The sequence below is a fragment of the Streptomyces sp. NPDC008121 genome, from assembly GCF_042957155.1.
In the GTDB taxonomy this organism is placed as follows: domain Bacteria; phylum Actinomycetota; class Actinomycetes; order Streptomycetales; family Streptomycetaceae; genus Streptomyces.
In genome coordinates, this window is record NZ_JBIBHT010000003.1 from 405,163 (window position 1) to 418,638 (window position 13,476).

Below are 13,476 nucleotides of genomic sequence, written 5' to 3' on the forward strand. Positions count from 1 at the left end.
CGGCTCAGTGGTGCTCGGCGAGCGCGCCCTGGACGTAGCTGCAGGCCAGGAGGACGAAGACGTACGCCTGGACGGCCTGGATGAAGAGCTCGAAGGCGGTCATCACGAGCACCATCACGAACGAGGCGCCGGCGTAGACGAAGCCGAGGCCGTTCATGAGGTACCAGGTGGCCAGCGAGAACATCACGATCAGCAGGTGACCGGCGAACATGTTCGCGAACAGTCGGACCGCGTGCGTGAAGGGCCGGATGATCAGGTTCGAGAAGAACTCGAGGACGACGACCATGGGAAGGATCGCGCCGAGCGACTTGTCGTAACCGACGATGTTCTTCCACCCGCCGACGAAGCCGTGCTTCTTGAAGGTCAGCGAGATCCACATGACGTACACGATCAGCGCGAGACCGGCCGGGAAGGCGATCAGCGAGGTGACCGGGAACTGGGCGAGCGGAATGATCGACCAGAGGTTCATGATCCAGACGAAGAAGAACAGCGACACCATGAAGGGGACGTACTTCTCGCCGTCCTTCTTGCCGATGATCTCGTAGACGATGCCGCGGCGGACGAAGTCGTAACCGGCCTCGCCGACCATCTGCATCTTGCCGGGGATCAGCTTGGGCTTGTTGAAGGCGGCCCAGAAGAACCCGACGACCACGATGGAGCCGAGGAGGGCGAGCAGCATCGGCTTGGTGATGTCGATGCCCCCCACCGTCGCGACGGGCTCGTACATGAACGTGTGCAGGCCCGGCGCCGGGAAGCCGCATCCACTGAAGATGTGGCAATCCGGGTCGAAGGCAAGCGTCTGGTCAGCACTCACCGCGGGCTCCTTCAGCGTGGCGCATAGGTACGGCAACCTCGTTGTGTCGGCGCGGCACGCAGCCGCGGGTCGGCACTGGACTGGTGGTCTTACGGATAAGGGGGCGGCGGTTCGGCATCATGCCTCGCGCTGGGACAGGCGTCGGCTCGGATGCCCGCGCCCGCAGTGCCGCAGTTGGCACCGGACGATAGCAGGAAGCCGATGGAGCCTTTATCCCGGCCCTACCCCTCACGTCGACGACCCCGTGCTCCCGGGCTTGTCACCCTTCGAGGAGTCGGGCTCGACGTACATGATCTTGGCCTTCATGTAGGCGCGGGCCTGTGCGGCGATCCACACGATGGTCGCCGCGAGCAGGGTGAAGGCGAAGGCCTTGAAGTTGAACCACGTGGTGTTCTTGAGCAGGGCCATCAAGATGAAGAGAAGCAGCAACTGCGCCGTGTAGAGCAGCAGCCCCATGGCCTGGAACAGGTGCGGCAGTGACTTGGCGGTCCGTTGGAGCACCACCAGCCCGATGCCCATGAAACCGATGACGACCGCACAGCCGAGAACGGCGCCGAGCACTCCTTCGCCGCCGGCGACCACACCGCTGATGACCGCGGCGATGGCGCCGGTGGCAGCAGCGGGAATGGCAGCTGACAGAAGGATGCGTGCGTCGTTCGACGGCATGGCGGTGTCTCCGCGTTGCTGGTGGGGGCGATGGTGTCGTCAGGGACGAGCGTAGGCCCGGTCCGAGGTGAGTCTCGGGGCCAAGGGACCGTCGCACTACGGTCCTTCGGCACTGTCGCCGGGTCTCGTGAACGGTATCACAAACTATTTGAATAGGTCTTTACTCATGAGGTGTGCGGACTGTCACACATGAGAGCTAACGCGCGCGTGTGTGCAGCGCGCGAGGGTGACTTGTCTGGTATTGACCGCCGATGCGACGTTCGTCAACTCGGCGTTCCGGCCTTCCGTCGGTCGGTGAAGCGCGAGCGGTGACCGATGGCGGTGGCGCCGTTGACTCCCGCGGGGACCGGCAGGCGTTCGGACGGGTCCCCCGACGGCTCCCCCGCCGCCTCCGCGGAAGCGGCGTCGTCCGCGTGGGCGTGGACCGGAGGCACGGCCTCCATGCGCGGCACCGGACGGCGCCGGTAGCGGGGCGGAACGAACGACTCCGCCCAACGCGGAGCGCGCGGGGTGAAGCGCGGGAGCAGCAGCAGGACCAGTCCGATCGCGCTCAGCAGGACGACCGTCAGGACGATCCACATCGATGTCGAGTGCACCGAGTACGCCAGCGTCCCGAAGGCGATCAGCGCCGACCAGAAGTACATGATCAGGACGGCCCTGCTGTGCGAGTGCCCGACCTCCAGGAGCCGGTGGTGCAGGTGCCCGCGGTCGGCAGCGAACGGCGACTGCCCGTTCCAGGTGCGGCGCACGATCGCCAGGAAGAGGTCGGCCATCGGGATCGCGATGATGGTCAGCGGCAGCACCAGCGGGATGAAGACCGGCAGGGCTGCGTGGGTGGCCTCGCGGGTCGAGCCCTCGAAGAGCCGCAGCACGTCCGGGTCGACCTGACCGGTGATGGAGATCGCCGAGGCGGCCAGGATCAGGCCGATCAGCATCGAGCCGGAGTCGCCCATGAAGATCCGCGCCGGATGCATGTTGTGCGGCAGGAAGCCCAGGCACATGCCCATGAGGATGGCGGCGAAGAGCGTCGCGGGGGCGGCCGCCTCGATGGTGTAGCCGTACCAGAGCCGGTACGCGTAGAGGAAGAAGGCCGCGGCGGCGATGCAGACCATGCCGGCGGCGAGCCCGTCCAGGCCGTCCACGAAGTTCACGGCGTTGATGGTGAGCACCACGAGGGCGACCGTGAGGAGGGTGCCCTGTCCGCGGGTGAGCGCGACGGTGCCGACACCGGGGATCGGCAGCCACAGGATCGTCAGACCCTGGATCACCATCACGCCCGCGGAGATCATCTGCGCGCCCAGCTTGATCAGCGCGTCCAGCTCGAACTTGTCGTCGAGGACGCCGATCAGCCAGATCAGGGCGGCACCGGAGAGCAGCGCGCGCGGCTCGTTGGAGAGCTCGAAGACGCTGTTCAGGTTCTGCAGGTGGTCCGCGACGAGCAGACCCGCGCACAGCCCGAAGAACATGGCGATGCCACCGAGCCGCGGAGTCGGTTCTCGGTGTACGTCGCGGGCACGGATCTCCGGCATCGCCCCGGTCGCGATGGCGAACTTCCGCACCGGACCGGTCAGCAGATAGGTCACCGCGGCCGTGACACAGAGCGTCAGCAGGTAATCACGCACGGGCTGCCCCACAGGAATCGCTGGCCATCTCAGCCCCACACCCTAGCCGTGCTGTCCATGTGGTTGAGGACATCGGGGGCCGGAGGATGGTTGCGGTCCGCTCTTCTTCACCGTCCATACGGGGGAAATCGCCCGGCAAGGTCCCGGACTTCCGCCCGTACCCGGGCCGTCTCCTCGGGGTCGTCGCGCAGTGCGGCGGTGAACAGCCGGGCGATCCGGTTCATCTCCGCGTCGCCCATCCCCTGCGTGGTCACGGCGGCGGTGCCGAGGCGGATGCCCCGGCCGTCGCCGTACGGCAGGGCGCAGGTGTCAAGGACCGCGCCGGCCGCGGCGAGCCGGGTGCGGGCGGTGGGACCGTCGACACCGAGGGGGGCGGGGTCGGCGGTGATCAGGTGGGTGTCGGTGCCGCCGGTGGTGATCGCGAAGCCCTCCGCGGCGAGGGCGTCGGCGAGGACGCGGGCGTGGGCGACGACCCGGTGGGCGTACGCGGCGAAGGCGGGCGCCGCCGCCTCGCCGAAGGCGACGGCCTTGGCGGCGATGGTGTGCATCTGGGCGCCGCCCTGGGTGAAGGGGAAGACGGCCCGGTCGACGCGTCCGGCGAGCTCCGCGCCGCACAGGATCATCCCGCCACGCGGTCCGCGCAGCACCTTGTGGGTGGTGGCGCAGACGAGGTCGGCGTACGGGACGGGGTTGGGGGCCGCTCCCCCGGCGACCAGGCCCATGGGGTGGGCGGCGTCCACGATGAGGTAGGCGCCGACCTCGTCGGCGATGGCGCGGAAGATCGCGTAGTCGAGGTGGCGGGGGTACGAGATGGAGCCGCAGACGATCGCCTTGGGGCGGTGGTGGCGGGCGAGGGCGGCGACCTGTTCGTAGTCGACGAGGCCGGTCTCGGCGTCGACTCCGTACGGGACGAACTCGAACCAGCGCCCGGAGAAGTTGGCCGGCGAGCCGTGGGTGAGGTGCCCGCCGTGGGCCAGGCCCATGGCGAGGACGGTGTCACCGGGGCGCAGCAGGGCGGCGTAGGCGGCGAGGACGGCGGAGGAGCCGGAGTGCGCCTGGACGTTGGCGTGTTCGGCGCCGAAGAGGGCCTTGGCCCGCTCGACGGCGATCCGCTCGGCGGCGTCGGCGAACTCGCAGCCGCCGTGGTGGCGGGCGCCGGGATAGCCCTCGGCGTACTTGTTGGCGAGCGGGGAGCCGAGCGCGGCGAGGACGGCGGGCGAGGTGAAGTTCTCGGCGGCGACGAGCTGGAGCCCCTCGGCCTGCCGGCGACCCTCCCCGAGCAGCACATCGGCGATCTCCGGGTCCTGCCGGCGCAGGACGTCGAGATCCTCATCGGGGGGAGCGGTGACCGGCATCTGTGGCTCCAGGCGCGTGGGCTGGGCTTCAGCTCCAATGTAGGCGCGTCCGGCCGGGTCCGCCCGGTGTCCCCCGGCGCTCTGGGCCGGACGGCCCAAGCGCCGGGTGCCGGCGTCCCGGTCAGCGGCGGGCCGGGACGCCGGTCAGGGCGGTGACCACGGGGTCCAGGGCCGTGTTGATCTCGTCGCCGATCGAGCGGAAGAAGGTGATCGGGGCGCCGTACGGGTCGTTGACCTCGTCCGCCTCGACGGTGGGGGCCAGCAGCCACCCGCGTAGAGCCGCCGCCGCGCGCACCAGCGCACGCGCACGTTCCACCATGCCGTCGTCGAGCGGGTCCGGCAGCGTGGCCGGGTCTATGGCCCGTACCAGGCGGGTGAACTCCTTCAGGGTGAAGGTGCGCAGCCCCGCCGAGTGACCCATCGAGATGACCTGCGCCCGGTGGTCCCGGGTCGCCGTCAGGACCAGGTCCGCGCGGATGACGTGCTCGTCGAGGAGCTCACGGCCGACGAAGCCGGTGGCGTCCGCGCCGAAGTCGGCGAGGACCAGCTCCGCGTTGGCCTCCATCGGGGCCCCCTCGTGGCCCCAGGTGCCCGCGCTCTCCACGATCAGGCCGCCGCCCCGGGGGTCGCCCAGGCGGTCGCACAGGGCATGGCGAGTCAGCCGCTCGGTGATCGGCGAGCGGCAGACGTTGCCGGTGCTGACGTGGAGAATGCGGAAGGAAGTGCTCTCGTGCCCCGCTATGCCACGCCCCTCAGGGGCGGTCAATTGGCCACCTCGAGGTCGGGTACGACCTTCCGGAGCTCCTCCGGGGACAGCGCGCCCTCGCGCAGCAGCAGCGGCACCCTGCCCGTCACGTCGACGATCGAGGACGGCACGATGCCCGGGGTGGGGCCGCCGTCGAGGTAGACGGAGACGGAGTCGCCGAGCATCTCCTGGGCCGCGTCGCAGTCCTCCGGCGAGGGGTGTCCCGTCAGGTTCGCCGAGGACACCGCCATCGGGCCGACCTCGGTCAGCAGCTCGATGGCGACCGGGTGCAGCGGCATGCGGATCGCGACGGTGCCCCGGGTGTCCCCCAGGTCCCACTGGAGCGACGGCTGGTGCCGTGCGACCAGGGTCAGGGCGCCCGGCCAGAACGCGTCGACAAGCTCCCAGGCCTGCTCGGAGAAGTCCGTGACGAGGCCGTGCAGGGTGTTCGGGGAGCCGATGAGCACCGGCGTGGGCATGTTCCGGCCACGGCCCTTGGCCGCGAGCAGGTCCGCGACGGCCTCCGAGCTGAAGGCGTCCGCACCGATGCCGTAGACGGTGTCGGTGGGCAGCACGACCAGCTCGCCGCGGCGGACGGCGGACGCGGCCTCGCGCAGCCCGGTGACTCGGTCGGTCGCCTCGTTGCAGTCGTATCGCCGAGCCATTACTCGCCTGCCTCCCTCTTTCTGGTCACTCGGTCCGCCGGGACGGCGGCCGTCCTCGTCCCGTGCGGGGACGTCATGGCATCGCCTTGCGGGCGGTCGCGAAGCGCGGCCGGTTGTTCAGGTCGGGGTGGTCGGCGGCGTCCGCCCAGCCGGCCTCCTCGTTGAAGATCCACGGGACCTGTCCGCCCTGGGTGTCCGCGTGCTCGATCACCACCAGGCCGCCGGGCCGCAGCAGCCGGTGCGCGGTGCGCTCGATCCCCCGGATGGTGTCGAGACCGTCCTCGCCGGAGAACAGAGCCATCTCGGGGTCGTGGTCGCGCGCCTCCGGCGCGACGTACTCCCACTCGGTGAGCGGGATGTACGGCGGGTTGGAGATGACCAGGTCGACCTGGCCGTCGAGGTCCGGGAGCGCGCTGAGCGCGTCGCCCTGGTGGACGGTGACCCGGGAGCCCTCGGCGTTCTTGCGGGTCCACACCAGCGCGTCGTCGGAGAGCTCCACGGCGTGCACGCGCGAGCGCGGCACCTCCTGCGCCATGGCGAGCGCGATGGCGCCCGAGCCGGTGCACAGGTCCACGATCAGGGGTTCGACCACGTCCATCGCCCGTACGGCGTCTATGGCCCAGCCGACGACCGACTCGGTCTCGGGGCGGGGCACGAACACGCCCGGTCCGACCTGGAGTTCCAGGTAGCGGAAGAAGGCCCGCCCGGTGATGTGCTGGAGCGGTTCGCGCGCCTCGCGGCGGGCGATCGTCTCCCAGTAGCGGGCGTCGAAGTCGGTGTCCTTGACGTTGTGCAGCTCCCCCCGCTTGACGCCGTGCACGAACGCGGCGAGCTCCTCCGCGTCGAAACGCGGTGAGGGAACGCCGGCGTCGGCCAGCCGCTGGGTGGCCTGGGCCACCTCGGCAAGCAGCAGGTTCACGCTGGTCCTCCGTGGTGCGGGGGGTGGGGCTGACAACGTCCTACGCGGTGTTACGCCGCCGCGAGCTTCGCGGCGGAGTCGGCGTCGACGCAGGCCTGGATCATCGCGTCCAGGTCACCGTCGAGGACCTGGTCCAAGTTGTACGCCTTGAAGCCGACGCGGTGGTCCGAGATCCGGTTTTCCGGGAAGTTGTACGTCCGGATCTTCTCGGACCGGTCGACGGTGCGGACCTGGCTGCGGCGGGCGTCGGCGGCTTCGGCCTCGGCCTTCTCCTGGGCTGCGGCGAGCAGCCGGGACCGGAGGATGCGCATGGCCTGCTCCTTGTTCTGGAGCTGGCTCTTCTCGTTCTGGCAGGAGGCGACGATGCCGGTCGGCAGGTGCGTGATGCGTACGGCGGAGTCGGTGGTGTTGACGGACTGGCCGCCGGGCCCCGACGAGCGGTAGACGTCGATGCGCAGGTCGTTGGCGTGGATCTCGACGTCGATCTCCTCGGCCTCGGGGGTCACGAGGACACCGGCGGCGGAGGTGTGGATGCGGCCCTGGGACTCCGTGGCGGGCACGCGCTGGACGCGGTGCACCCCGCCCTCGTACTTCAGGCGCGCCCAGACGCCCTGGCCGGGCTCGGTGGCGCCGTTGCCGCCCTTGGTCTTCACGGCGACCTGGACGTCCTTGTAGCCGCCGAGCTCGGACTCGGTGGAGTCGATGATCTCGGTCTTCCAGCCGACGCGCTCGGCGTAGCGCAGGTACATCCGGAGCAGGTCACCGGCGAAGAGCGCGGACTCGTCGCCGCCGGCGCCGGCCTTGATCTCGAGGATGACGTCCTTGTCGTCGCTGGGGTCGCGCGGGACGAGCAGCAGCCGCAGCTTGTCGGTCAGCTGCTCGCGCTGCTTCTCCAGCTCCTTGACCTCGGCGGCGAAGTCGGGGTCGTCGGCGGCGAATTCCTTCGCCGTCTCGATGTCGTCCGCCGTGCTCTTCCACGCCTTGTACGTGCCGATGATCGGGGTCAGCTCCGCGTAACGCTTGTTGAGCTTGCGCGCGTTCGCCTGGTCGGAGTGGACCGAAGGGTCGGCGAGCCTCTTCTCGAGATCGGCGTGTTCGCCGACCAGTTCCTCGACCGCTTCGAACATCGGTGCTCCTGATTTTGACTCGTGAAGGCGTGAAGGACTGCGGGGACGGCAAAGCGCCGGTCCGGTCCCCCCTGCGGGAGCGACCAAGGACCGGCGCAGTGACGTGCTACTTCTTGGCCGCAGCCTTGCCGAAGCGGGCCTCGAAGCGGGCGACGCGGCCGCCGGTGTCGAGGATCTTCTGCTTGCCCGTGTAGAACGGGTGGCACTCGGAGCAGACCTCGGCACGGATGGTGCCGTCGGTGAGGGTGCTACGGGTGGTGAACGACGCGCCGCAGGTGCAGCTGACCTGGGTCTCGACGTACTCGGGGTGGATCTCGCGCTTCAAGGTGTCTCCTAGTTTCGGGAGGGCTCCGGGTCGCCGTGCGGATTGCACCTGCGTGAACCGGGACCGACGTACCAGTCTGCCAGGACCGGCCGTATCTCCCAAAACCGGGTCCGTGGTGAAACTATTCCGGGCCGGGGCGGACGGCCGCTACCGGCTCCCGGGAGGGTCAGCGCACGATGCCGTCGGCCTTGCCGGTGGCCGCGTTCTCGGTCGCCGAGGCGGGGATCGGGCGGTCCGCCTTCAGGGCCTTCCAGACCTGCTGCCCCTGGGCCTCCAGCGGGATGACCCGGTTGGGGTCGGCGGGGTCGTACTCCACCGGCATCGTGATCATGTGCACGTCGTCCGCGCCGAGGCCGGAGAGCCCCTTGGCGAAGCTCATCAGCTCGTTGACGGAGTCGAGCTCGGAGTCCGGGGTGATCGCCTTGGTGGCGGTGTCGGCGATGCCCAGGAGCTTCTTCGGGTCGGTGAAGACGCCGACGTCCTTCACCTGCTCGATGAAGGCCTTCATGAAGGCCTGCTGGAGCTGGATGCGGCCGAGGTCGCTGCCGTCGCCGACGCTCTTGCGGGTGCGGACCAGGCCGAGGGACTGCTCGCCGTCGAGGGTGTGGGTGCCCGGGGCGAGGTCGAGGTGGCTCTTGGCGTCCTCGATGGGCTCGGTGGTGGTGATCTCCACCCCGCCGAGCTTGTCGATCAGCTTCTTGAAGCCGGTGAAGTCGACCTCGACGTAGTGGTCCATGCGGATGCCGGACATCGACTCGACGGTCTTCACGGCGCAGGCCGGGCCGCCGACCTCGTACGCGGTGTTGAACATGGCCCGGGTCTCGGGGGCGACGGTGGTGCCGTCGGCGTCGGAGCAGCTCGGGCGCTCGACGAGGGTGTCGCGCGGTATGGAGACGACGCTGGCCTTCTTGTGGCCTTCGTAGACGTGGACGACCATCGCGGTGTCGGAGCGGGCGCCGCCCTCGTCCTTGCCGTAGGCGCCGTTGTCGCCGGAGCGGGAGTCGGAGCCGAGGACGAGGATGTCCATCGAGCCGTTGTCGAGGTTCTTGGGGCGGTCCGTGCCGAGCTGGGCGTTGATGTCGACGCCCTCGAGGTTGCCGTTGAGCTTGACGTAGACGTAGCCGAGCCCGGAGCCGCCGACGACGACGAGCGCGGCCGCGCTCCAGGCGGCGACGGTCAGCGCGCGGCGGCCCTTGGGAGGCTGCTTGCGGCGGCGGCCGCTCGGGGGCCCCACCACGCCACCCGGGCGGAGGGGGCGTATTCGGCCGCCCTTGTTCTGCTCGGTCATCTGCTTTCCTCAGGTCCTCGGTTCACCTTGTGTGACGGCGAAACACCCGAAAGGGTTGCACGGCTCCCTGTGTGGGCAAGCCGGGCGAGGCCCCGCGACGCACTGTGCCCACCGTACGAGGCACGGTGGGCACAGTGGTCTTTACGCAGGTCACGGCGGCACCGCGAGCCCGGGGGCCGCGCTGCCGCCGTGTGACCGAGGTCTCGCGTCCGGGAGCCTGTCGGCTCGGTGCGCGGGACCTCGGGGCGACTGCCTCAGAGGCGACTAGTCGTTGCCGTTGCCATTGCCGGCGCCGGGGGTCGTCTTCTGGATCTGGAGCAGGAACTCGCCGTTCGACTTGGTCTGCTTCATCTTGTCGAGCAGCAGCTCGATCGCCTGCTGCTGGTCGAGCGCGTGCAGCACGCGACGCAGCTTCCAGGTGACCGCGAGCTCGTCGGCGCCGAGCAGGATCTCTTCCTTGCGCGTACCCGAGGCGTCGACGTCGACGGCCGGGAAGATGCGCTTGTCGGCGAGCTTCCGGTCGAGCTTGAGCTCCATGTTGCCGGTGCCCTTGAACTCCTCGAAGATCACCTCGTCCATGCGCGAGCCGGTGTCGACGAGCGCGGTGGCCAGGATGGTCAGCGAGCCGCCGTCCTCGATGTTCCGCGCCGCACCGAAGAAGCGCTTCGGCGGGTAGAGCGCGGTCGAGTCGACACCACCGGACAGGATGCGGCCGGAGGCCGGGGCGGCGAGGTTGTACGCGCGGCCCAGGCGGGTGATCGAGTCGAGCAGGACGACCACGTCGTGGCCCAGCTCCACGAGACGCTTGGCGCGCTCGATGGCCAGCTCGGCGACGGTGGTGTGGTCCTCGGCCGGGCGGTCGAAGGTCGAGGAGATGACCTCGCCCTTGACCGACCGCTGCATGTCGGTGACCTCTTCCGGACGCTCGTCGACCAGGACGACCATCAGGTGGCACTCGGGGTTGTTGTGGGTGATCGCGTTGGCGACCGCCTGCATGATCATGGTCTTGCCGGTCTTCGGCGGGGCCACGATCAGGCCTCGCTGGCCCTTGCCGATCGGCGACACGAGGTCGATGATCCGCGTGGTCAGCACACCCGGGTCGGTCTCCAGGCGGAGCCGGTCCTGCGGGTAGAGCGGGGTCAGCTTGTTGAACTCCGGGCGGCCGCGGCCGGAGTCGGCGGCCATGCCGTTGGAGGAGTCGAGGCGGACCAGCGCGTTGAACTTCTCGCGGCGCTCCCCCTCCTTCGGCTGACGCACGGCACCGGTGACGTGGTCACCCTTGCGCAGGCCGTTCTTGCGGACCTGGGCGAGGGAGACGTACACGTCGTTCGGGCCGGGGAGGTAGCCGGAGGTCCGGATGAACGCGTAGTTGTCGAGGATGTCGAGGATGCCCGCGACGGGGATCAGGACGTCGTCGTCGGAGACCTGCGGCTCACCGGCGGCGAACTCGTCGCGGCCACGGCGGCCACGGCGGTCGCGGTAGCGGCCGCGACGGCCGCGACGGCCGCCCTCGTCGTCGAAGTCGTCCTGGGGGCCGGTGTTCTGCGGCTGGCCGCCCTGGCGCTGCTGGCGCTGGCCGCCCTGGCCACCGCCCTGCTGGTCGTCGCCCTTGCCGCTACGGTCGCGGCGGTCGCGCTGACGGTCACCACGGTCACCGCGGTCCCGGCGGTCGCCACGCTCGCCGCGGTCCCGGCGGCCACGGCCCTCGGCCGTGTCGAGGGAGCCGTCGGCCTTGCCGTCGGAGGAGGTCTCGGGGCGGGGCTCCGTACGGGTGTCCGTACGGGTCTCGACCTTGGCCTCGGTCTTCACGGCCTGGGCGGTGTCGCCCTTGGCCTCGGCCTCCGGGCTGCCGGCCGGGGCGGTGGCGCGGCGGCGGCGGCGCTCGCCGGCGGGCTGGTCGTCTCCCCCGGAGCCTGCGGCCTGGGAGGGGCCCCCGACGGGCTGGCCCGGGATGTCGATCTGCTGCTGGGCCACGGCCTTCTCGGCCTTGTCGGCCTTCGGCGCGGCCTCGGCGGCGGTGTCGCCGGTACGGGCCTTGGAGGTGGCGCGGCGCTTGGGCTTGGTCTCGGCCGTGTCGGCGGCCTTGGCGGGAGCGGCGGCTCCCGCTCCGCCGGAGCCCCCGGCCTGCGCCTCCTTGATGACCTCGATCAGCTGGCTCTTGCGCATGCGCGCGGTGCCCCTGATGCCGAGGCCGGACGCGACCTGCTGCAGCTCGGCCAGGACCATGCCCTCGAGGCCGGTGCCGGAGCGGCGGCGCCGTGCGGTGGTGCCAGTGGCAGCACCTGCGGCGGGCGCGGCGGTGTCGACACTGTTGTCGGCAGTCACGCCCATCAGATCGGTGGTGTCGCTCACGAAGGGTCCTTCCCTGGAGCGGACGTCGGCCATCTGGCTCGGCGACCGGTTGTGCTGTCCGACGACGGTCCTGCTTGTGGACCGGGCCGGGGCGGTGGTCCCGCCGGGTACGGCGGAGAGAAACGTGCTGTGGGTCCGGCCCGAGGCCCCCTGCTCGGCCCTCACGGGGAAGAGCGAGGGGTGTCGTGCCGGTTCCGGAGCGTGCTCGAAACTGCTCAGGCAGGCTGCTCAGGCAGTTGGGGAGGCTCCCGGAAGAATGGGTGGTCCCTGATGGGGACACTCAGCACCGCGCCACAAAGACGTCGGGTGCAGACTTGAGGTTAACACTACCGGCTCCAACAAACATTCCCCCTCTCCCTCACCGGCAATCCCGTGTTCCGGGCGCGTACGGCGCGCTCAGGCCCTCGGACCGTCCGGTCTCAGGGCGCGAGCGGCAGCACGCTCGCTCCGGACACATCGAGGTCGAGCCGGTTCGCGGCCCATCCCTCGCCCGCCAGTCGGGCGACCTTGTCGGCCGTCCCGTGTTCGGCCAGCGCGAGGACCGTAGGGCCCGCGCCGGAGATGACCGCGGGGACGCCGTCCCCCCGCAGCCGGTTCACGAGCGCGATGCTCTCGGGCATCGCGGGGGCCCGGTACTCCTGGTGCAGCCGGTCCTCGGTGGCCGCGAGCAGCAGCTCGGGGCGGCGGGTGAGCGCCTCCACCAGGAGGGCGGCGCGCCCGGCGTTGGCCGCGGCGTCGACGTGCGGGACGGTGCGCGGCAGCAGGCCGCGGGCGGTCTCGGTGAGCACGGGCTTCCCGGGGACGAAAACCACCGGAACGATGGAATCGGCGGGATCCATCCGGATCGCCCGCGCGGCGCCGGACTCGGTCCAGGCGAGCGTGAATCCGCCGATGAGACAGGCGGCGACGTTGTCGGGATGTCCCTCGATCTCGGTGGCCAGTTCGAGGAGGGCGGCCTCGTCGAGCCGGGCGTCCCCGCCTATGGTCACGGCCCGGGCGGCGACGATGCCGGCGCAGATGGCGGCGGAGGAGGAGCCGAGGCCGCGGCCGTGCGGGATGCGGTTGGCGCAGACGACCTCGATGCCGCGCGGCTGGCCGCCGAGCAGGTCGAAAGCGGTGCGCAGGGAGCGTACGAGCAGGTGGTTCTCGTCGCGCGGGAGCGTGTCGGCGCCCTCACCGGCGATGTCGATGTGCAGCCCGGAGTCGGCGACTCGGACGACGACGTCGTCGTACAGGCCCAGCGACAGCCCGAAGGCGTCGAAGCCCGGGCCGAGGTTGGCGCTGGTGGCGGGAACGCGCACCCGTACGGCGGCGGCGCGGAACGCGGGACCGGCCATCGCTCGATGACTCTCCTTGACTTGCGACTGCGGGGGTCTGCACTGCGGGATGTGGCGGCGGGGATGGTGACGCGGGTTTTCAAGAGAAGTACGCGAGACCCGGGGGCCGTTTCTGCCGCGGAGGCGACAACGGCAACGACACCGCGCATATGCAACGGGGCGGGTTCGGTACAGCCTATCGAAGGAAGGTTCTGTGGCGACATAGGGCGCACAGGAGGCGCACGATGCGTGTCGCGAGCCTTCCTGTGCGCCGATGTACGT

Annotated in this window: 12 protein-coding genes; all 12 read right to left on the minus strand. The window is 70.3% G+C overall.

Annotated features, from left to right (window positions below):
- Nucleotides 1-4: 4 nt before the first annotated feature.
- A complete protein-coding gene (gene atpB / locus ACFZBD_RS11890; protein WP_355107930.1) occupies nt 5-814 on the minus strand; it encodes a F0F1 ATP synthase subunit A in 810 nt (269 codons plus the stop codon).
- Between the two features lie 228 nt (nt 815-1,042).
- Nucleotides 1,043-1,480 (minus strand): hypothetical protein, encoded by a 438-nt coding sequence (locus tag ACFZBD_RS11895; RefSeq protein ID WP_391139210.1) that lies wholly within the window; start codon nt 1,478-1,480, stop codon nt 1,043-1,045.
- A 263-nt stretch (nt 1,481-1,743) separates the two neighbouring features.
- Nucleotides 1,744-3,102 carry an MraY family glycosyltransferase gene (locus tag ACFZBD_RS11900; protein ID WP_391139211.1) on the minus strand — a complete coding sequence of 453 codons (1,359 nt, stop codon included), beginning with the start codon at nt 3,100-3,102 and terminating at the stop codon, nt 1,744-1,746.
- 107 nt (nt 3,103-3,209) lie between these two features.
- Nucleotides 3,210-4,457 carry a serine hydroxymethyltransferase gene (gene glyA / locus ACFZBD_RS11905; protein WP_391139212.1) on the minus strand — a complete coding sequence of 416 codons (1,248 nt, stop codon included), beginning with the start codon at nt 4,455-4,457 and terminating at the stop codon, nt 3,210-3,212.
- A gap of 121 nt (nt 4,458-4,578) precedes the next feature.
- Nucleotides 4,579-5,223: a protein-tyrosine-phosphatase gene (locus tag ACFZBD_RS11910; RefSeq protein ID WP_391139213.1), complete on the minus strand. Its 645-nt coding sequence runs from the start codon at nt 5,221-5,223 to the stop codon at nt 4,579-4,581.
- Nucleotides 5,220-5,867, minus strand: coding sequence for an L-threonylcarbamoyladenylate synthase (locus ACFZBD_RS11915; RefSeq protein ID WP_391139214.1), 648 nt, complete (start codon nt 5,865-5,867; stop codon nt 5,220-5,222). The genes ACFZBD_RS11910 and ACFZBD_RS11915 overlap by 4 nt, the downstream gene beginning before the upstream one ends.
- 73 nt (nt 5,868-5,940) lie before the next feature.
- Complete coding sequence (gene prmC, locus ACFZBD_RS11920; RefSeq protein ID WP_391139215.1) at nt 5,941-6,786, minus strand: peptide chain release factor N(5)-glutamine methyltransferase; 846 nt, start codon at nt 6,784-6,786, stop codon at nt 5,941-5,943.
- 50 nt (nt 6,787-6,836) lie between these two features.
- A complete protein-coding gene (prfA, locus tag ACFZBD_RS11925; protein WP_391139216.1) occupies nt 6,837-7,913 on the minus strand; it encodes a peptide chain release factor 1 in 1,077 nt (358 codons plus the stop codon).
- A 106-nt stretch (nt 7,914-8,019) separates the two neighbouring features.
- A complete protein-coding gene (gene rpmE / locus ACFZBD_RS11930; RefSeq protein ID WP_137993330.1) occupies nt 8,020-8,238 on the minus strand; it encodes a 50S ribosomal protein L31 in 219 nt (72 codons plus the stop codon).
- Nucleotides 8,239-8,404: 166 nt separating this feature from the next.
- Nucleotides 8,405-9,526, minus strand: coding sequence for an LCP family protein (locus ACFZBD_RS11935; RefSeq protein WP_391139217.1), 1,122 nt, complete (start codon nt 9,524-9,526; stop codon nt 8,405-8,407).
- A 264-nt stretch (nt 9,527-9,790) separates the two neighbouring features.
- Entirely contained in the window at nt 9,791-11,878 is a 2,088-nt protein-coding gene (gene rho, locus ACFZBD_RS11940) for a transcription termination factor Rho (RefSeq protein ID WP_391139218.1), read from the minus strand.
- Nucleotides 11,879-12,297: 419 nt separating this feature from the next.
- Nucleotides 12,298-13,215 (minus strand): homoserine kinase, encoded by a 918-nt coding sequence (gene thrB, locus ACFZBD_RS11945; protein WP_391139219.1) that lies wholly within the window; start codon nt 13,213-13,215, stop codon nt 12,298-12,300.
- Between the last annotated feature and the right edge of the window lie 261 nt (nt 13,216-13,476).

What these genes read in the sequence shown, in the direction of transcription:
- ACFZBD_RS11895 (WP_391139210.1), bottom strand. Translation starts at nt 1,480, where the DNA reads ATGCCGTCGAACGACGCACGCATCCTTCTGTCAGCTGCCATTCCCGCT.
- ACFZBD_RS11915 (WP_391139214.1), bottom strand. Translation starts at nt 5,867, where the DNA reads ATGGCTCGGCGATACGACTGCAACGAGGCGACCGACCGAGTCACCGGG.
- ACFZBD_RS11935 (WP_391139217.1), bottom strand. Translation starts at nt 9,526, where the DNA reads ATGACCGAGCAGAACAAGGGCGGCCGAATACGCCCCCTCCGCCCGGGT.
- thrB (WP_391139219.1), bottom strand. Translation starts at nt 13,215, where the DNA reads ATGGCCGGTCCCGCGTTCCGCGCCGCCGCCGTACGGGTGCGCGTTCCC.
- glyA (WP_391139212.1), bottom strand. Translation starts at nt 4,457, where the DNA reads ATGCCGGTCACCGCTCCCCCCGATGAGGATCTCGACGTCCTGCGCCGG.
- prfA (WP_391139216.1), bottom strand. Translation starts at nt 7,913, where the DNA reads ATGTTCGAAGCGGTCGAGGAACTGGTCGGCGAACACGCCGATCTCGAG.